Consider the following 19,294-nt stretch of genomic DNA (forward strand, 5'->3'; position numbering starts at 1 on the left):
TCAAGCTTCGATTATTGCTTTCAGGTGATAATAGGCGTCTTTTAGCCAGGGATGGACAACTTTCAGTTTATCTTTTTGTTTCCACAAATACTGAATATAAACAAACGCCCCGTGCTCCAGAGAAATTTCAAGTGCTTCACAAAGCTCCTTGATATAAGGCGGAGTCCCTGTCTGATCCCATTCTATTTTGTCCGCTGAAAACAGGACAAGGTCGAGCTGGGAGGGATTTTTTTTAAGCGTTGTATGGCATTCTATTGCATCTAAAATATCTTGATCCGCCACCTGAAACAGGTCCCGCGCCATCACTTTCGACAGTTTTTGATGGATAATCATCGGAAATATCCGTTCTTCGGGCAGAATATCAATACCGAGCGCCTCAGCAGCCGCAATTCTTTTTTCATTAGGGATGACACCGCTGATGTCATGCATAATACCGGCTATTCCCGCTTTTTGTGCAGGAACATGAAAACGCTTTGCCAATTCTTCCGCCGCTTTTTTCACTCTTATCGAATGTTCGGCTGTTTTTTCGTGGTTATGGCGTCTCAAAAATTCAAGGGCATCTGAACATACATCACCTGTGCAACGAACTTCCATCTCTATTCCTTCAATATTCATCAGAGATTCTCCTTTTTGAGGTTGTTTCATGATAAACAAAACACATTCGTTATCTGATTTTACCTTATCATAACATTGACAAATCCTAAAACATACCATTAAAATATTTTGTTAACCGGAAAATAAAAAGAAGGGACTGTCCATTGACTATGTCTGAACTGACAAAACAGCTGATCTATGATATGTATGTTAAACTCCTGCACCTGAACGAACAAAAAGCGGATACTGATCTCAAGGCATTTTTAAAGCAGGCGGCAGAATCTGATGTTAAACGGCTCCCGGGGAATATGACGACCATCCATGTCATCAGCTGTATCGGTCATGATGAACCGATTAATAATACAGGCATCGCCAAAAAAATGAATTTGTCAAAAGCAAATATTACAAAAATCAGTTCAAAGCTGCTGAAAGAAGGCCTCATTAAACGGTTTCAATTGACGGATAATAAAAAAGAGATATACTTCAGGCTGACGCCCAGCGGAAAACAAGTGTATGAACTTCATGAAAAGCTCCATCAGCAAAAAGCGGAACAGTTTCAGAGGTTTCTCGATTCGTTTTCAACAGCAGAACAGGGAGCTATTTTGAAATTTCTTCAAGGTCTGACACTTATGACAGAAACGGATAGGAAACAATAACAATATTATGTTAACTTGAATGAGCGATTGACAAGAAACCCCTTCCAGATTATAGTTGAATTAATGAGTTAGTTATTCAGATAACTAAGAGGTGAAGTGAATGGCGAGGCCGAATGTGACTTCAAAAGAAACGTTGATTGAGGCAGCTAAGCGCCGCATTGCCGGACAGGGTCTGGACAAACTGACGTTAAAGGCGGTTGCTGAAGAAGCAAAGGTGACACAGGGAACGGTTTACTATCATTTCCGGACAAAAGAGCAGCTTGTGTTTGAAGTGGTCCGCGACCTTTGCCGCGCGTCGTGGGAACGGTTGAAAGCAAATGATAGACCCGCTGCCGAAAGGATAAAAGACGGATTGTCATCGGCGAAATCAAGAACACGGAAAGATGCGTATTACCATCAGCTTTTTTTAGAATTGGCCGTTTTAGGTTTTCGAAATGAAAAGATAAACGAGCAGCTTGGAGAACTTCTCGAAGAGGAAAATACGGTGTTGGCAGAACAGCTTTCCGAGATGTGGAAGCGTTCTCCTGTTGACGGGGTTTCTTTCAGCACGTGGGGCATTCTTTTAAACGCACTAATCGACGGTCTTGCTCTTCAGTCGCTGATGTCTTCGGGATTTTCCTCTGAAAAAGTCTACGGGGAATTAGAGGCGGTGCTGCAGATGCTGACGGAAACCGCCGTAAAACAGCATGGAGGGGAGTAAAGGGAGATGGAGATGTTAACTGAAAAACTCGGTTTGGCTCTTGTTTTTTCGTTCGTTGTCTGGCTTGGCGCCACCGTGTTTTTTATGCTGTTCGGCAGTGCGGTTCTTGCCGAACCCGGCCAAGATTCTTTTATGCTCCGCTTTTTGCTTCTTGAAGCCGGAACTTTTGCCCTACTATATGCCGTGATCCTCGCTTACCGGCGAGTTGACAAATCGAGGTTTGCTGCGGTTAAGTTTGGCATTGTAGGGTCGGCAGTCGGTTTGTTTCTCGACACATTTTCTTTATGGCATCATTCATTGATCTTCCCGGCGCTTTCAAAGGGCCAGGTGATTGGATTTGCGGTTTGGATGGTCTTCGCGTATGCTATGTATTTGACGATACCGCTCATACTTGAAAAAAGAAGGTCTGCGGTTTAAATCTTTTATGTAAGATTCGCCCGCTTTATGCCAAAGCGGGCGAACGGTCTTTAATCTTGCGGAACCGATTGTTCTGCATTAATGTATCCCGCACCGTAAACATTTGGATCGCGATCTTTCCATAAATCGGTTCCGTCTATTAACAGTTGTTTGATTTCATCAGGTCCTGTCCCTGGGGCTTGCTGAAGAATAAGGGCTGCAATGCCTGCGCAGATCGGCGTGGCCATCGAGGTTCCGGATAATATCATATAATCTGTGCCGACTCTGTTTGCTTTTTGCATCTTATCGAGGAAAGATCCAGGTGAACGAAGCGATGTAATATTTGTGCCCGGTCCCAGCAAGTCCGGTTTAACTTGACCGTAGATCGTCGGCCCTCTGCTTGAATAAGAGGCAACATCATCATCCTCCCGGCTGACTGTATCCCGGTCATCCAAAGCTCCGACTGTAATAATCTTGCTGCTGACGCCCGGGCTGGCAATCGTTTGCGCATCAGGACCGGAATTTCCGGCTGCCGCACATACAACAATGCCTGCGTCCCATGCTGCATGAACAGCTTTAACGACCGGATCTTCTTCCTCATTCTCGTAGCGTAACGCATCTGCCCCCAATGACATTGAAAGAATGTCGATCGGATCATCAGGGTTTTCCTCATTGAATTGAATGCACCAATCGATCCCTTGAATGACAGTTTCCAGCGTGCCGGATCCCATTTTGTCCAATACTTTTACACCGACAAGTTCCGCTTCAGGAGCAGGCCCCCGGTACTGACCCGATGAGGCAGCACCGTTTCCGCAAGCATCGCCGGCGCAGTGTGTGCCATGGCCATTGTCATCATACGGTTCTGTCCTTTGGTTGACAAAGTCTTGAAAAGCCCTGATCCTGCCTTCAAGATCTTTGTGAGGGTATATGCCCGTATCAATGACAGCGATTGTGACACCTTTGCCTGTCAGCGTCTGGTTGTTTCTGATCACCTCTTTGGCACGGCTTGATTCAACCGCTACGTCGAGGAGCGCTTTCACTTTGCGATTTAAATAAATTTTGCGAATGTCATCGCATTGAGATAGAAGCGATTGCAAAGAAGAAGGGGTGACTTCCGCGCTGCAGCAGCTAATGTTGGAAAAGCGATGCTTGATTTTGTTTCTTCTCTTGCTGCCGATCATTTCATTGACTAATTGATAGCCTTTATGGTGGCTGTCTTTTTCAAATTCAATAATGACCGGTATTTTTTTGTTCTTCATTAATATTTTTTCGAAAAATCCGTGTAAAAAGCAAGGGGTCCATTTAAAAGGTTTATAGAGTTTCAGCACGCTTTCTCTCAGCGGCCGGTCCAGTTTATGGGCGTTGGACCTTACCATTTGAACCATATAGGAACCGAACATCCTAGTTCCACCTCATCTCTTATAGTTTATTCTTCCTCTTAATCTATGAATGAAAGGGGGGGCCCGTAAAGTTGGCTGTCCTAAAACGGCGGCAAAAGAGGCCTGTTTCCCATTCGCTTCTGAAAGTGGCAACGGAAGTCCAGGGTTTAAACGAGCCAAAATACATGATATTCTAGTCATGTCAATATCACCCTCTAGAAAGCGGCCAAAGGAGCTGAATTCATGGCAACAATCGAAGATTTTTTAGAGCTGGATATTCGGATTGGGACAATTTTAAAAGCGGAAGAGTTTCCTGAAGCGAAAGTGCCGGCTATTAAGCTTGAGATCGATTTTGGAGAAGAGATTGGCGTCAAACGTTCGAGCGCTCAAATCACAAAGCGTTATACACCTGAAAAGCTTATAGGCCGGCAGGTGACGGCAGTCGTCAATTTTCCGCCGCGGCGGATTGCCGGGTTTAAATCGGAAGTTCTCGTTCTTGGCGGCGTGCCGGAAAAAGGCGACGTTATTTTGCTGGCGCCTGATCAAGAAGCGCCCAATGGAACGAAGATCAGCTGATACATAAAAGAGAGGCTCCCTCTACCAGAAGGAAGCCTCTTTTTTTATTTCACCTTGAATTTTTTCGTTAAATCTCGCAGATCTTCCGCCATTTGTTCAAGTGTGGCAGAAGACGTACTGATTTCTTCCATTGAAGCCAGCTGTTCTTCCGCTGATGCCGCAATATCTTGTATTCCAGCTGTGCTTTCCCTTGAAACATCGGCGATTTCCTGAACGGCACCGGAGACTTCCTCTGAGCCTTTCGACAATTGTTCGACCGCTGCATTGAGCGTTTGCAGCTTGCCGGCGATCTCATTCGTCATGCCGCTGATTTCGTGAAAGCTCGTTTCTGTTTTCTCGGTAATTTTGAGTCCGGATTGGACTTCATGGTTGACTGATTGAAACATCTTGAGAGAATGTTCGATTTCTTTGACGATTTCCTGAATCAGCGCTTCGATTTCTTTTGCCGATTCCGCTGATTGGGCAGCAAGCTTTCGAACTTCTTCGGCGACGACGGAAAAGCCTCTGCCTGACTCGCCGGCGCGGGCCGCTTCAATCGCAGCGTTCAATGCCAATAGATTCGTTTGATCGGCAATTCCATTAATGACCCTGAGAATTGATGTGATATCTTTCGATTTGCCTTCGAGACCTTTGACGACGCTCTCAGCTTGTTTGACAGATCGATCGATGGAGTTCATCTGGCCGACCGTTTTCTGAACGAGTTCTCCGCCGGTTTCGGCGATTTCTGTCGATTTGATCGATGATTCAGTAATCGATTCCGACACTTCGGTCATTTCGCTCAGATGTTCATTCATTTGGCTGAGCTGCTGCGAGCTGGTTTCGACTTTTTCATTCTGGCTTTCGGCCCCGTTAGAGAACTGTTCGATCGCAGAAGTAATATGTTCTGTCGCTTGGCTCGTCTGTTCCGCGCTTGCTGTCAACTGCTCTGAAGATGAGGCGACATTCTCAACCGATTCCTGAATGGTGCCGATCAGTGTGCGGAGCGATTCCGCCATATCATTGAAGCTTGTGCCGAGCTGCCCGAATTCGTCATTTGAACGCACTTTAATTTGCTGTGTCAAGTCGCCGCTGCTGATGTTTTTTGCAGATTGAACGAGCTGATTCAATGGTTTGCTGATCGCGCGGATGATAAAGAAAATGAGAATTCCGCCTAGCACCAAAGCCCCTGAAAAGACGATAAGAGCCATATAAAAGACGGGCTTTGTGGCGTTTGTTATCTCATCGGAAAACATTGTCCCGGCAATTTTCCAGCCTGTCAGTTTGTTTGTTGCAAACGCCATTTGCTTTTCTTTTCCTTCAAAAGTATATTTGAATTCACCTTTTTCTTTGCCGTAAACTTGGTCAACCCAACTGCCTTCACCTTCAGTTCCGGCTTTAATCTTCGGATGGGCGATATATTTTTTAGATGCACTTGAGATAAAAGCAAAGCCGTCTTTTCCGACTTTGACATCATTTGTCGCTTTAATCAGCTCATCGATATTCAAGCTGAGCGCCGCGACGCCTGACCCGTCTTCATTCTGCTTGGCGATGGTAATGACCGTGTTGCCGGTAGCGGCAGAGGTGTATGGATCAGTGACGATGATTTCGCCTTTTTTCTCAACCGCTTCTTGGAACCATGGCCTTTCCGCGGGATTATAGCCGTCAGGCATTTTCGTATAAGGATGCTGCACGTAGACACCGTCTGCAGAGCCTGTGAACACGGCTTCTACATCTTTATTTTGTCTGGCGTATTGTTCAAACTGTTGTCTTAACGAAGTCTGGCCTTTATCCTTGTATGTTTTTTCTTTGATCACTTCACTGAAATATGTAATAGCATCCGCTTTTTTTTCGATATTTTGATCGATCGTTTCGTTTAATTGATCCACGCTGTTTCTTGCGCTTCTCATGATTTCATCTTCAATCGAACTTCCCGCCGTATAATAGGAAACACCTGAAAGGATTAAAACAGGGAGTGTTAAAATCAATAAAAATGAGACCGCTAATCTTTTGGAAAGAGATGGATGCTTGATCCAATTTACTATTTTTTTCATTCGCCAAAACTCCTTTTTATAGGTTACGAGATTAATATCGGACAATTTTCACACTTTTGCATCAAATTTTAAAATTTAGACTTCAAAATAAAATGCTCAACTAAGGCGAAGGCAACAGTTTTCGGGATTGGCTGAAAAAAGGGCTGCATAACTGTTGACAAAGTTTACCTTCGTTTATATACTAATCGGTAAATACAGTGAAAGGAATAGGTATAGGGGACATGAAGCAGTAATCTTATTTTCCATCGTTTTTTTTAATATGAAAAAACGGAAACTTGGAGAATAGGATGAGTATGCCCTTTTATACCTTGCATCAATTTCTGAAATTTGCATGTTTTTTGTCGTGCAAAGAAATGGGATCGGTTCATACCGCTTTCACGGTGCATATTTTGGCATGATATCCTCTCCGGGTTTCCGCGAGAGGTTTTTTGTTGTCAGCCAAAATAAAAACAGAGGTGAACGGTATGACGATCTTAATGAAAATAAGAGGTTTGCAAAAAAGCTTTGGAGAGCAAACGATTTTAAAAAACATCGATTTTGACATTTCCAATCAAGAGCGGATTGGGTTGGTCGGATACAATGGAGCGGGGAAAACAACGCTCGCAAATATATTGAGCGGTCATATAAAAGCTGACAAAGGCACTGTTCAAACAGACCGGACGCTTAAAATCGGCTATCTGCTCCAGTCGATTGAGTACTCCGTTCATGACTTCAACAGCATATTAACAGACGATGAGGGCGGGAAATTATATCAGTTGACCAGCCGTCTTGGCTTATCAAAGGTCCAAAGCTGGAATTCCGAGCGGCTCAGTCATTTGAGCGGGGGAGAAAAACTAAAGCTTGCGCTGGCGCACGTCTGGAAAACGATGCCTGACCTCCTCATCTTAGATGAGCCCACCAATCACTTGGATTTAAAAGGAATCAGCTGGCTCCTTGAAGAACTGCAACAATATCGAGGGGCTGTATTGATTATTTCTCATGACCGTTATTTCTTGGATCAATCCGTTTCCAAAATACTTGAGCTGGAAGATGGGAAGTTGCACACTTATCAAGGAAACTATAGTGCATACAGGCAGGAGAAAAAACGGTTATATGAAGAACGTCTGCACCAATATGAAGTCCAGCAAAAGCAAAAAGAAAGAATCGAGTCACAGATTGCAACGCTCCAAAATTGGTCACAGAAAGCCCACCGTGACTCAACAAAACAGGGATCACGGTCAGAACGAAGGCAGCTGGGCTTTAAAGAATACCACCGGGTAAAAGCCAAAAAGCTCGATAACCAAGTCAAATCAAAGCTTAGACGCCTTGAACAGGAACTTGAAAAAAACAAAGCGGAAAAGCCACAAGAAGCAGAATCTGTCAATTTTCAATTTTCATCGGGAGAAAAAAGGGGCAAGCGGATTATCGAAGCGAAAGGCCTGACAAAAGCGTTTGACGGACGCACCTTATTCAAAGACAGCCATTTTTATGTCAAACATGGCGAGAGAATAGGGCTTATCGGAGACAATGGCTGCGGCAAAACGACCCTTGTGAAGATGATGTTGGATGCTGAACCTGCAACAGCCGGAACGCTATGGAAGAGCCGATCTGTAAAGGCCGCATATTTAAGCCAGGATGTCAGTGATTTAAGCGTTGATCAAACAGTTGCTGAAGTACTGAATTTGTCTGACAGAGCCGAAATCGCAAATGCGCGGACCATTTTGGCCAATATGGGAATCAAAGAAAATCGCTTTCATAATGAAATCGGGACATTCAGCCTCGGGGAGCGGACCCGGATTAAACTGGCAGGTATGATTTTAAAGGATTATGATCTGCTGATTCTGGATGAACCGACCAACCACCTTGATTTGCCAAGCAGAGAGCAGCTTGAACAGACATTGCTTGAGTTTCAAGGCACGATCATCATTGTGTCGCATGACCTGTATTTTACAGATCAATTGTGTAACAAACTTCTCGTATTTGAAAATGGGCGCATCATCCGCGTCGAAACCGGATTGAAAGATTATCGGAGCAGAAAGAAACAGCGACATGCAAAACGCGATGAAGAGGAACGGCTTCGTATCGAAAATCGGATGACCGCCGTTCTCGGAGAATTAGCCGGACTCACACCCCAAGACCCGCGATATCATGAATTGGATCAGGAATTTTCAGAGCTGGCCAAACGCAAACGGACGTTTTTAGAAAAAGAATAAATGGAAAGAACCATTTGTGTTTTTTAACACAGATGGTTCTTTTTTGTTTGACGTGGTTTAAATTACCACCCATTAGAGATGGCATCCAAGGTAATAATAGGATAAAAATGATGGACTTACTACAGCAATAAAAAAGGGTGATCAACATGTGGAAAACGATTGTTTCCTATTTTCCGGACTGGATGGTCCTGATGCAGGCTTTTTTTGTTTTTTTCGTCCCGTTTGCCATATCAAAAGTATTTCTGTGGCTTCGTACGGCAGGGGATGATTGATATGAGATGGTGGAAAGCAAAAACGCGCAGATTGATACAGTCGTCCAACAAGCCGGAAAAACCTAAAAATGAAGTGCCGGCTTTGGAATCAACGGGGTATTTGACCGGCGATTTTGATCACGACCTGCAAGCGGTCAAAACAGCCTTGGAGAATAACTCAGACGTTCATTTCCGAGAATTCAACTTAGGGCGCACCGGCATCCGGGCGGCGATTGTTTTTGTTGAAATGCTTGCAGATCAAGACCTGATTGACAAACATATTATGAAATCCCTTATGGATGATTTCTCCAAAGAATATAACATTGAGCTTTCTTCATTAAGCAGCAATATACCGGACTTAATCCAAAAGCAGATTTTATCAATCAGCGGAGTATCAGTGGCAAAGCATGTCAGCGAAGTGGTGCCGGAAGTGTTGATGGGTACGGCCATACTGCTGATCGACGGTTCAGCGGAAGTTTTATTGCTGGGAACCGTTAAAAAAAATACAAGGAACATTGAAGAGCCCGTATCTGAATCCTTGGTCAGAGGGGCGCGCATCGGCTTTACGGAAACGATTGGCACAAATACAGCCCTTTTGAGGCAGCACGGCAAAAATCAAAATCTGTCTATGGTTCAATTTCAAGTTGGGAAGCGAGCTGTCAAAAATCTTGTCGTCGCCTATATTAAAGACGTGGCTGAACCAGGACTGGTGGAAGAAGTCAAAAAAAGAATCGAAAAGATTGATATCGATGATGTGCTCGAATCAGGTTTTGTCGAACAGCTGATCGAAGACAATTATCTCAGTCCATTTCCGCAGGTGCAAAGCACTGAACGTCTTGACAGGGTGATGAGTGCGTTAATGGAGGGCAGAGTGGCCATCTTATTGGACGGGACGCCTTTTGTTTTAATCGTTCCGGTTACATTCAGTATGCTCCTGCAATCGCCCGAGGATTATTATGAACGCTGGCTCCCGAGTTCACTGATCCGCATCATGCGAATTGGCGCAGCGATGATCTCGCTTCTTGGACCCGCTTTATATATTTCCTTTATTTCGTTTCATCCCGGGCTGATTCCGAGTGAACTTGCGATTTCCATTACCGGAACGAGAGTGGGTGTACCTTTTCCATCGCTGATCGAAGCGCTCATTATGGAAGTGGCGATCGAAATTTTGCGCGAAGCCGGCCTCCGGCTGCCAAAACCAATCGGTCCGGCGATGGGAATCGTCGGCGGTATCATCATCGGGGAGGCTGCCGTGCAGGCAGGCATTGTCAGCCCGATTATGGTCATTGTTGTCGCCGTTACCGCGATTTCTTCATTCGCCATTCCGCAATACAGCGCCGGTATTTCGCTGCGCATGTTGAGATTTGTGGCGATGTTTTGTGCAGCCACGTTCGGTTTGTACGGGGTGATTATGTTTTTCCTCATGCTTGCCAGCCACGCGGTGAAGCTGAAAAGCTTTGGTGTTCCATACGCAAGCCCGGCTGTCCCTTATCGTTTGCAAGATTGGAAAGATTTCATCGTTCGCATGCCGATACAGTTGATGAAAAAGCGGCCGAAGTTGCTAAAAACAGACGATTCGACACGTCAGTAGCAGAGAAAGGAGGGAGACACTTATGATGGTCAGGCACGAAGAGCGCATTACCACTTCGCAAACAGCTGTTATCATCACCAATTTCCTGCTTGGGACAGGGATCCTGACGCTCCCGCGAACGTCTGTTGACGAGGTCGGAACCCCTGATGTTTGGATCACGCTTATATTAGGCGGCCTAGTCGCTCTCTTGGCCGCGGTCATCATGGTAAAGCTCAACCATCAATATCCTGATAAAACCTTTTATGAATACAGTCAGGACATCATCGGCAAATGGATCGGCAGCCTGATCAGCTTGTTTTTCGTATCTTATCTATTGGCCCATTCCGGTTTTCAGGTCCGCTCGATGCTTGAAATCATCCGCTTTTTTTTACTGGAAGGAACCCCCCGCTGGGCCATTGTCATGATTTTTTTATGGGTGGGATTATACTTGATCGTTGGCGGTTTAAGTTCGATCGCCCGATTGTTCCAAATCGTGCTCCCCATTACATTTATTCTTTTTCTGCTGGTCGTGTTTATGGGTATCGGAATTTTTGATGCGGACAACTTGCGTCCTGTACTTGGCAAGGGAATAGGGCCTGTCTTAAAAGGAATAAAGGTGACCGCATTGTCTTTTTCAGGTATTGAAATCATTTTGATCCTGATGCCCTTCATGTATCAGCCTCGCAAGGCCATTCATACGGTTGTGATCGGGATCGCCATCCCTTTGCTTTTCTATATGATCACCGTCGTTATGGTAATCGGCGCCCTGTCTATAGACGGGGTGGTATCACGAACCTGGCCGACGATTGATTTGATGAGAAGCTTTGAAATACCCGGTCTGATATTTGAACGGTTTGAGTCTTTGCTGCTGGTCATCTGGATCATGCAGCTGTTCTCCACCTTTGTCATTTCTTTTTATGGTGCAGCATTAGGCCTGGCCCAGCTCTTTAAAACAAATATTCGGCCGATGCTGTTTGCTTTACTTCCGGTGATTTATCTCATGGCCATGATCCCGAAAAATATCAACAACATGTTTGCATTCGGAGACTTTATTGGAAACAGCGGCGTTTATTTAGGCGGCATGACACCGCTCGTCCTGCTGGTGATTTCAAAAATAAAAAGGAGGAAACAAGGAACTGACAGAGGCTGATGATTGAAAAAGGAAAGGGGGGATTTCTCCATGATGGTGAGTCAGCAAGACAAAATTACCGTTTCGCAAACCGTCATCGTCATCACGAATTTTCTGCTGGGAACTGGTATCTTGACACTGCCGCGGACATCTGTGGAAGCGGTTAATACGCCGGATGTCTGGCTGTCTGTTGCATTTGGAGGATTGATTGCTCTATTGGCAGGTTTCATCATGGTGAAATTAAGCATGGAGTACCCCGAAAAAACGTTATATCAATACAGCCGCGATATTATTGGCAAGTGGCCGGGAGGGCTTTTCAGCCTGCTTTTGATTTGCTATTTTCTCGCAACGTCAAGTTTCCAAGTCCGCTCTGTTACAGAGGTTATGGGATTTTACTTACTGGAAGACACGCCGCTTTGGGCAATGGCGATGGTTTTTTTATGGAGCGGGATCTATTTAATAATCGGCGGTATCAATCCGATTGCCCGACTTTATGAAATCATTTTTCCGATTACAGTTCTCATTTTTCTTGTCGTCATATTTATGAGTGCAAGCATATTCGAGACCGACAATTTGCGTCCGGTTCTCGGGAAAGGGATCGTGCCGGTGATGCAAGGAGTCAAGACAACGTCTTTTGCTTATACAGGCATAGAAGTTCTGCTGATCATCGTTCCTTTTATGAGAAAGCCCGAGCAAGCGTTAAAAGCTACTTTAATGGGCATTTCTTTCCCGATTATCTTTTATATGATCACCGTTATTATGGTCATCGGTGCACTGTCGGTCGATGGAGTGACATCACGGACCTGGCCGACGATTGATTTAATGAGAAGCTTTGAAATGCCGGGGCTGATTTTTGAACGGTTTGAGTCCATGCTGCTGGTCATCTGGATCATGCAAATATTCTCCAATTTTACGATCAGCTATTTTGCTGCTGCTATAGGTCTGTCACAACTCTTGAAGAGGAGGATGGAACCGATATTATTCGGCTTGCTTCCGGTCATTTATCTCATTGCGATGACGCCTAAAAATATCGACCAGCTCTTTCAAATGGGAGATCTGATCGGCAACAGCGCCATCTTTTTAGTCGGGCTCATCCCGCTCATGCTTTTGGTGATATCGAAAGTAAGGAGGAGAAAGTTTGAAAAAAATTAACACCATTCGCTACTTAACGATTGCTTTACTTTTGTTTTTATTAACCGGATGCTGGAGCAGCCATGAAATTGAAGAGCTGGGTCTTACATTTGCGATGGGGATTGACAAAGGCAAAGAAACCGAACTCGAAAAAAAATTTGACGAAATGGGAGGTAATTACCCGAAAAAAGATCGGATCACGATGATCTATCAATACGTGAACGAACAGGCGGCCGGTTCAAAATCGACCGGAGGAAGCACTGATCAAAAATCGTATATTAACGTTTATGGAACGGGGGACTCGCTTCAGCAAATTAACTCTGAAGTAGCATTGAGACAGGACAGGCCTGTATTCAGTCCTCATTTAAAGGTGATTGTCATCGCCGCTGAGCTTCTCCGCACCTATTCGCTGGCAGAACTGCTTGATCAGCCTCTCCGCGATAATGAAATCAGGCCGAGCAGTATGGTGATCGTCACAAGAGGGCGGGCGAGAGACACGCTTGAGCTGAAGGAAACCGGTGAAATGCCGGCGTTTCGACTGCGCAAAATCGTCGAAAATGAATATAAAGCGAAAAAAATTCTTCCTCCTGTGACACTTGCCAAACTGACAGGCAAAATGAGGTCAGGAACGAGCTATCTGCTTCAAAATGTTATTGGTACCGATGGGGAAGTCAAATATGCAGGAGCAGCCGCGATCAACGGAAAAACCAATAAGCTGATCGGTTATTTGGATGAACATGACTTAGAAGGGGTAATGTGGATCACCGGAATGGGAATTGGAGGCACGGTTAAAAGTTATGACCCGGAAGAAAAAAAAGTGACCGCATTTGGTGTCGAAACGATTAAAAGCGACATCAAGCCTATCGTCAAAGGAAACCGTCTTTCTTTTGAAGTGAACGTAAAGTCAGATGGTTATCTTGCGGAAAACTGGAGCACGAATGAAAAAGCTTTTGATAACAAATTTTTAGAAAAGGTCGAAAAAACAACCGAGAAAACGGTGAAAAAAACGATGGAGGACATTACAAAAAAAATGAAAACCGAATACAAAGCAGATCTTGCCGGATTCGGGAACGAGCTGAGGATCAAGCATCCGAGGCTTTGGGAAAAACTAAAGAAAAATTGGGATGAGACCTTTACCGATATACCGATTACATTTCATGTGCAAATCACGATTAAAGAATACGGTACCGTTGGGGATCAGTAACAGAAGCACTTCTAATCACGAAAGGCGGAGAAATACGCAATGATCCGTTCCGAAGATAAAATTACGACTTCTCAGGCCATTATTGTCTTAGTCAGTTATATTATGGCTGCCGGGATTCTCACCTTGCCAAGAACCGCTGCAGAAGAAGCCGGTACGCCGGATGTATGGATTTCCGTCCTATTAGGCGGAATTATCACAATGGCAGCCGGAGTGGTGATGACAAAATTAAGCCAGGATTATCCCGGGCAAACATTTTTTCAATATGGGGAAAACATTGTCGGAAAGTGGCTCAGTATTGTGATCAGCCTACTGTTTATTGAGCATTTTGTGATGATTGCGGCTTTTGAAGCAAGAATTATGGCAGAAGTCATCACCTTTTTTTTGCTGCAGCAAACACCGATTTGGGCGATCGTCATGTCGATGATGTGGGTCGGATTTTATTCGATAAAAGACGGTATGGGATCGCTTGCCCGTTTATTTGAAATCATTTTTCCGATTACAATCCTTTTCTTTTTAACCGTCGTATTTATGAGTTTTGGCATATTCGAACTGGATAACCTGCGGCCAGTCCTCGGGGAAGGCATCATGCCGGCATTAAAGGGGACAAAAGCGACAATGCTTTCATTTATCAGCGCAGAAGTAATGATGTTTCTTTTGGCGTTTATGAAAAAGCCGAAAGATGGTGTCAAAGTCGTTGTCATGGGAATCGGCATTGCGATACTCTTTTACTTAACGACGGTCGTATTCGTGATCGGAGGGCTGTCAGTCGACGGGGTAACCGCGTTGACATGGCCGACGCTTGATCTCATCCGCAGTTTTGAAATGCCCGGCTTAATATTTGAACGTTTTGAATCGCTGCTCCTTGTCATCTGGATTATGCAGTTGTTTGCGACTTTTTCCGTCTCATTTTACGCCGCATCGCTGGGGCTGTCGCAAATTTTCAAAAAAAAGAGCAGACCGATTATGTTCGGTCTGCTTCCGGTGATGTATGTTATCGCGATGACGCCCAAAAACCTCGATGGCGTTTTTTCTCTCGGCAACATGATCAGCTACATTGCGGTGGTTTTATTCGGCATTGTGCCGGTTCCGCTTTTATTGATTTCGAAAATGAGGAAAAAGAAACCTTTGCAAAGCTAGATGTTCAGCCCGCTTTGTTCACTTGCTTCTTAGCTCTCGGTTTCACCCTGTCATTCGGCATGAAAAACACGAGCAAAAAGGCGGCCGCTGCGGGGAAAATTGCCCAAGTAAACGTATGAACAATCGAATGTGACAGCGCCTCGGTGATGTGATTTAAAATATCCGGTGGCATTGATGCCCGGGCACTAGACAAAATCTGGTTGGCATCATTCGGTGAGGCGAGATTTGAAGCGCCTGTGCTTTTAAACATATCTTCCATCTGTTCTGAAAATTGGTTTTTTTGAATCATGCCGAACATACTGGCGCCGATCGTCATGCCGAGAGAGCGCATAAAGTTGCTCGTAGAAGTCGCTGAGCCGCGCTGTTCCGGGCCGAAATGATGGATAGCCGCCATGCTTAATACAGAGAAAGAAAAACCGACTCCCAAGCCGACAACAATCATATAAATGGTTAATAATAAACGCGGAGTGTCAATGTTAAGCGTGCTTAATAAAGAAAACCCGCTGACGAGAACCAGTCCGGAGATGAGCATAATGTTCCGGTAGCTCATTTTTGTCGTTAAGAATCCGCCAAGCTGGGCTGATACGACAGAGCCGAGCATCATCGGCAAAAGAACAAGCCCGGAGTTTGTCGCAGAATCTCCGTAAACACCCTGAACAAAGATCGGAATCTGGATGGTAGCTGAAATAAATGTCCCGCCGTAAAATAAAGCGACAAGCGTGCTGCCGGCAAACAGCCGGTTTTTAAACATATGAAACGAAATGATCGGTTCACTGGCCTTACGTTCGATCATGAGGAAGCAAACCAATAAGACGGCTGCACTTCCGAAAAGTGTAAGGATGACATTCGAATCCTAGGCGTATTTCTCGCCGCCGAGCTCCAACGCAAACATGAGGCAGACGACCGCTCCTACGAGCGTGATCGCCCCTAGCCAATCAATGCGATGCTTTTCATGCTGTTTCGTTTCTTTGTAAAATAGAAGAATGAAAACAAAAGAAACCATACCGAGCGGCAGATTCATATAAAAAATCCAGTGCCAGCTGATGTAGTCAGTGACATAGGCGCCGATGAGCGGTCCGAAAATGCTCGAAAGGCCAAAAACAGCGCCGAAAAGTCCAGTGATCTTACCGCGTTTTTCCAGCGGGAAAATATCAAAAATGATGGTAAAAGCAATCGGAATGAGCGCGCCTCCGCCAATTCCTTGGATCGCGCGGTAAATGCTGAGCTGCTCAATGGTTGTAGCCGTTCCGCACAATGCTGATCCCGCCATGAACACGATGCTGCCAAAAAGAAAAAAACGTTTTCTTCCATACATATCCGACAGCTTGCCGAATATCGGCATGCCGGCCATTTCAGCGACCATAAAGGCAGATACAACCCAGACAAAGCTGTCGAGTCCGCCAAGATCGCCGACAATTGTTCCCATTGCCGTGACAACGATGGTATTGTCCATCGAAGCCATCAAAATAGCAAGCAAAAGCCCTGCTACAACAAATCCTAATTTTTGATTTTGAGTTTGTGACAAATCAATCTATTCTCCTTTAAATAAATTCGTTCTAAAGCAGCGTTTGGCATGGACGCTTCATCCTGTTATGATCATTTATATCAGGAAATAAATATCTTAGCTGCTAAGACATAATGATTTTATAGAAGGGTGTTACCGATGTCAAGAACAAATCATATTGAAGGAGAAGGGCTGCTCAACGAGCTGATACAGCAGTTGAGATTTCACAGCACCGCAACCATTTTTCTGCACGAGGCGATCGGCGAGAAAATCGGACTGAACGCCACGGATCATAAATGCCTTGAGATTATCGCGCGGGAAGGGAAAGTAACAGCGGGGGAGCTTGCCGCAAAAAGCGGGCTGACAACGGGAGCGATCACAGGCGTGATCGACCGCCTTGAGAAAACGGGCTATGTCAGACGCATCAGGGATTCGTCCGACAGAAGGCGTCTTTTAGTCGAGCTGATCCCGGAAAACATGGAGAAGATCTCTCATATCTTTCAAGACTTGGCGCAAGAATCTGCCGGATTTTTAAGCCGATATTCAGAGGGGGAACTGCAAACCATTATCAAATTTTTGAAAAACAGCACGGCGTTCGCCGCCGATTATGCCAAAACTTTAAAGAAGACAAAGTGACAAAAGACCGGTTTTGTTTCAACCGGTCTTTTGTACACGTTCATATTTTTTCAATTTGAACTCTTCCGGAAAAGAAAGTTGCTCCACCGCCCATATCAGCTAATCGATCAGGCGTCAGCGCATTGACGAGATAATGCTTCCCATCTGCATCCGCCCATAATCCTTGGCTGACGGCCACACCCGGAAGGACGTGTTCTCCGACCGCAGCGGGCAGGATACATGATCCGCGGTCATTCCAAACCTTCACCAAATCTCCGTTTTCGATGCCTTTTTCTTCGGCATCCTTTCTATTTAAGTGAAGTTTCGGCTCCTTTTCTAGTTTGATATGCTTTTCATTGTTTGAAAAGGTCGAATTTAAAAAATTATGATTCGGTCCGGGTACAAATAAAAACGGATACTTGTCAGTTTCAACAAGCGGGGTATGAGTCGGCAGGCCCGGATAGCCGTGCTGTTCCATCAGTTTTGAGTACAATTCAATTTTTCCGCTGGGCGTTGGCAGTTTATCAGGAAAAATCGTTTTCCGATTGGCTTTGACAAAATGCTTTTCAGTCAGGCTGTCGTAGTCAATGCCGTCGAGCCACGGATTATCAGGGTAGTCAAGCGCCTGTCTGATCATCTCTTCGTCGGAATCTTTCAGCGGTTCATCATCAAAGCCCAGCGCCTCAGCCAAAAGTCTGAATACTTCTGTATTTGACTTGCTCTCACCGTATTTTTCAATAACAGGCTGCTGAATTTGCGCATAATGGTGCCAATATGATGTATAGAAATCCGTATTTTCGAAAGCGGAAGAAGCCGGCAGGACGATATCGGCATACCGTGCCGTTTCCGTCAGGAATAAATCGTGAACAACCGTGAATAAATCTTCGCGCTCAAGCCCTTTCCTGACTTTGTTCGCCTCCGGCGCGACGACGGCCGGATTGCTGCTGTACACAAACAGCGAACGGATCGGAGGCTCGGTTTCTAGGAGAGCTTTGCCGAGCTGATTCATGTTGATGACTCTCGGCGTTCTGCCTTTTAGTAAATCGGGACGCTGCAAAGCTTTTGTATTATAGGCCAAAAATGCCGTGTTGCCTTTGATCGCTCCGCCTCCTTTTTTCGTCCATTGGCCCGTGATCGCGGGCAGGCACGCGATGGTGCGAACAATCATTCCTCCATTGTCATGATGCTGAAGACCGTTGCCGATCCGGATCAGGGAAGGGGAGGTGCGGCCGTACAAGCGGGCGAGCTCGACAATATCATTCCGGGATACGCCGGTGATTGCCTCTACAGTGGCGGGATCGTATTGCAGTACATGGCGACGGAGCTCTTCATGGCCGACTGTAAATTCTTTCAGAAATGGTTCATCAGCCAAATTTTCCTCGAATAAGACATGCATAATGCCAAGCGCAAGCGCGCTGTCCGTGCCGGGACGAATCGGAATAAACCAATCCGCCATCCGCCCGGTCTGATTTTTATGAACGTCGATCACAACGATTTTTGCACCGTTTTTCCGGGCTTTTTGAGCAATAGTGATTTGATGCATGTTGGTTGAGACTGCATTGATTCCCCAAAAGATAAACAGTTTTGTTTCCGTTGTATCTTCAGGGTCTGTGCCGATGCTTCCGCCCATCGTGTATTTATAGCCGACAGAACCGGCAGGAGTGCAAATCGCCCGGTCAAGCTGGCTCGACCCGAGGCGGTGAAAAAAGCGCCTGTCCATTCCTTCAGCCGTCAAATTCCCCATATTGCCGTAAAAGCTGTAGGGCAGAATGCTTTCGGGGCCTTCCTGTTCAATGAGCGACTGCCAGCGGGAGCGAATCGTTTCAATTGCTTCATCCCAGCTGATCGGTTCAAAAATCCCGTCACCTTTTGGACCCGTCCGTTTCAGCGGAGTTTTCAGCCGTTTGGGATCATAAATACGCTCCGTCATATTGCGGACTTTATTGCAAATATTGCCCTGTGTGACCGGATGGTCCGGGTCGCCTTGTATTTTAACGATTTTTCCGTCTTTTTTATGAACGAGCAGGCCGCATTGATCCGGGCAGTCGAGCGAACATACGGATTTGAAAATCCCGTCTTTTTGATCAACAAATGACTCCATGGAATCCGTTCCTTTCCGATAAAATGAATATGATTCTAGCATTATATCACAAAATCTCGTCAATTCTGAAAATAAGAGCCGAAAGAATCGCGGCAGAACAACGATAAAAAAGGATGCCCCTGAAAGGAC

16 protein-coding genes and 1 pseudogene are annotated in these 19,294 nt (G+C 45.4%); 12 read left to right on the plus strand and 5 right to left on the minus strand.

Annotated elements, in window-relative coordinates; translation table 11 throughout:
* Window positions 1-615: a bis(5'-nucleosyl)-tetraphosphatase (symmetrical) YqeK gene (gene yqeK / locus M1D90_RS11010; RefSeq protein WP_023855716.1), complete on the minus strand. Its 615-nt coding sequence runs from the start codon at window positions 613-615 to the stop codon at window positions 1-3.
* 149 nt (window positions 616-764) lie between these two features.
* On the opposite strand from yqeK, the gene M1D90_RS11015 reads away from it, so the two are divergent.
* The 3 genes from M1D90_RS11015 to M1D90_RS11025 all read left to right on the plus strand — a co-directional run bounded on the left by M1D90_RS11015 (window position 765) and on the right by M1D90_RS11025 (window position 2,367).
* Window positions 765-1,250, plus strand: coding sequence for a MarR family transcriptional regulator (locus M1D90_RS11015; RefSeq protein WP_023855717.1), 486 nt, complete (start codon window positions 765-767; stop codon window positions 1,248-1,250).
* Window positions 1,251-1,350: 100 nt separating this feature from the next.
* Window positions 1,351-1,950 carry a TetR/AcrR family transcriptional regulator gene (locus tag M1D90_RS11020; RefSeq protein WP_023855718.1) on the plus strand — a complete coding sequence of 200 codons (600 nt, stop codon included), beginning with the start codon at window positions 1,351-1,353 and terminating at the stop codon, window positions 1,948-1,950.
* A 6-nt stretch (window positions 1,951-1,956) separates the two neighbouring features.
* Entirely contained in the window at window positions 1,957-2,367 is a 411-nt protein-coding gene (locus M1D90_RS11025) for a DUF5367 family protein (protein ID WP_026579583.1), read from the plus strand.
* A 50-nt stretch (window positions 2,368-2,417) separates the two neighbouring features.
* On the opposite strand, the gene M1D90_RS11030 is transcribed toward M1D90_RS11025, so the two are convergent.
* Window positions 2,418-3,746, minus strand: a complete 1,329-nt coding sequence (locus tag M1D90_RS11030; RefSeq protein WP_149169599.1) for a S8 family peptidase — start codon at window positions 3,744-3,746, stop codon at window positions 2,418-2,420.
* Between the two features lie 222 nt (window positions 3,747-3,968).
* On the opposite strand from M1D90_RS11030, the gene csaA reads away from it, so the two are divergent.
* Complete coding sequence (csaA, locus tag M1D90_RS11035; protein ID WP_020451742.1) at window positions 3,969-4,301, plus strand: chaperone CsaA; 333 nt, start codon at window positions 3,969-3,971, stop codon at window positions 4,299-4,301.
* A gap of 44 nt (window positions 4,302-4,345) precedes the next feature.
* Here the strand turns inward: csaA and tlpB are convergent, their stop codons facing one another.
* Complete coding sequence (gene tlpB, locus M1D90_RS11040; RefSeq protein ID WP_149169598.1) at window positions 4,346-6,331, minus strand: methyl-accepting chemotaxis protein TlpB; 1,986 nt, start codon at window positions 6,329-6,331, stop codon at window positions 4,346-4,348.
* Between the two features lie 464 nt (window positions 6,332-6,795).
* On the opposite strand from tlpB, the gene abc-f reads away from it, so the two are divergent.
* The 7 genes from abc-f to M1D90_RS11075 all read left to right on the plus strand — a co-directional run bounded on the left by abc-f (window position 6,796) and on the right by M1D90_RS11075 (window position 14,945).
* Complete coding sequence (gene abc-f, locus M1D90_RS11045) at window positions 6,796-8,523, plus strand: ribosomal protection-like ABC-F family protein (RefSeq protein ID WP_456283496.1); 1,728 nt, start codon at window positions 6,796-6,798, stop codon at window positions 8,521-8,523.
* 146 nt (window positions 8,524-8,669) lie between these two features.
* On the plus strand, window positions 8,670-8,795 hold the full coding sequence (locus tag M1D90_RS11050; protein WP_023855724.1) for a hypothetical protein: 126 nt from the start codon (window positions 8,670-8,672) through the stop codon (window positions 8,793-8,795).
* Between the two features lies 1 nt (window position 8,796).
* The gene (locus M1D90_RS11055) at window positions 8,797-10,365 is read left to right on the plus strand and encodes a spore germination protein (RefSeq protein WP_026579586.1); all 1,569 of its coding nucleotides are present in this window, start codon (window positions 8,797-8,799) and stop codon (window positions 10,363-10,365) included.
* A 22-nt stretch (window positions 10,366-10,387) separates the two neighbouring features.
* A complete protein-coding gene (locus M1D90_RS11060) occupies window positions 10,388-11,494 on the plus strand; it encodes a spore germination protein (RefSeq protein ID WP_396278674.1) in 1,107 nt (368 codons plus the stop codon).
* 30 nt (window positions 11,495-11,524) lie between these two features.
* The gene (locus tag M1D90_RS11065) at window positions 11,525-12,625 is read left to right on the plus strand and encodes a spore germination protein (protein ID WP_411202521.1); all 1,101 of its coding nucleotides are present in this window, start codon (window positions 11,525-11,527) and stop codon (window positions 12,623-12,625) included.
* Complete coding sequence (locus M1D90_RS11070; RefSeq protein ID WP_128823660.1) at window positions 12,612-13,808, plus strand: Ger(x)C family spore germination protein; 1,197 nt, start codon at window positions 12,612-12,614, stop codon at window positions 13,806-13,808. The genes M1D90_RS11065 and M1D90_RS11070 overlap by 14 nt, the downstream gene beginning before the upstream one ends.
* Before the next feature lie 39 nt (window positions 13,809-13,847).
* Window positions 13,848-14,945, plus strand: a complete 1,098-nt coding sequence (locus M1D90_RS11075; RefSeq protein ID WP_411202520.1) for a spore germination protein — start codon at window positions 13,848-13,850, stop codon at window positions 14,943-14,945.
* A 4-nt stretch (window positions 14,946-14,949) separates the two neighbouring features.
* On the opposite strand, the pseudogene M1D90_RS11080 reads toward M1D90_RS11075, so the two are convergent.
* A pseudogene (locus tag M1D90_RS11080) lies at window positions 14,950-16,407 on the minus strand (MDR family MFS transporter).
* Window positions 16,408-16,608: 201 nt separating this feature from the next.
* Between M1D90_RS11080 and M1D90_RS11085 the strand changes: the two are divergent.
* Entirely contained in the window at window positions 16,609-17,085 is a 477-nt protein-coding gene (locus tag M1D90_RS11085) for a MarR family winged helix-turn-helix transcriptional regulator (protein WP_023855731.1), read from the plus strand.
* A 40-nt stretch (window positions 17,086-17,125) separates the two neighbouring features.
* Here M1D90_RS11085 and M1D90_RS11090 read toward each other — a convergent pair whose 3' ends face one another.
* A complete protein-coding gene (locus M1D90_RS11090) occupies window positions 17,126-19,165 on the minus strand; it encodes a molybdopterin-containing oxidoreductase family protein (protein WP_050821053.1) in 2,040 nt (679 codons plus the stop codon).
* Between the last annotated feature and the right edge of the window lie 129 nt (window positions 19,166-19,294).

The sequence above is a fragment of the Bacillus sp. JZ34 genome (genome assembly GCF_053903205.1).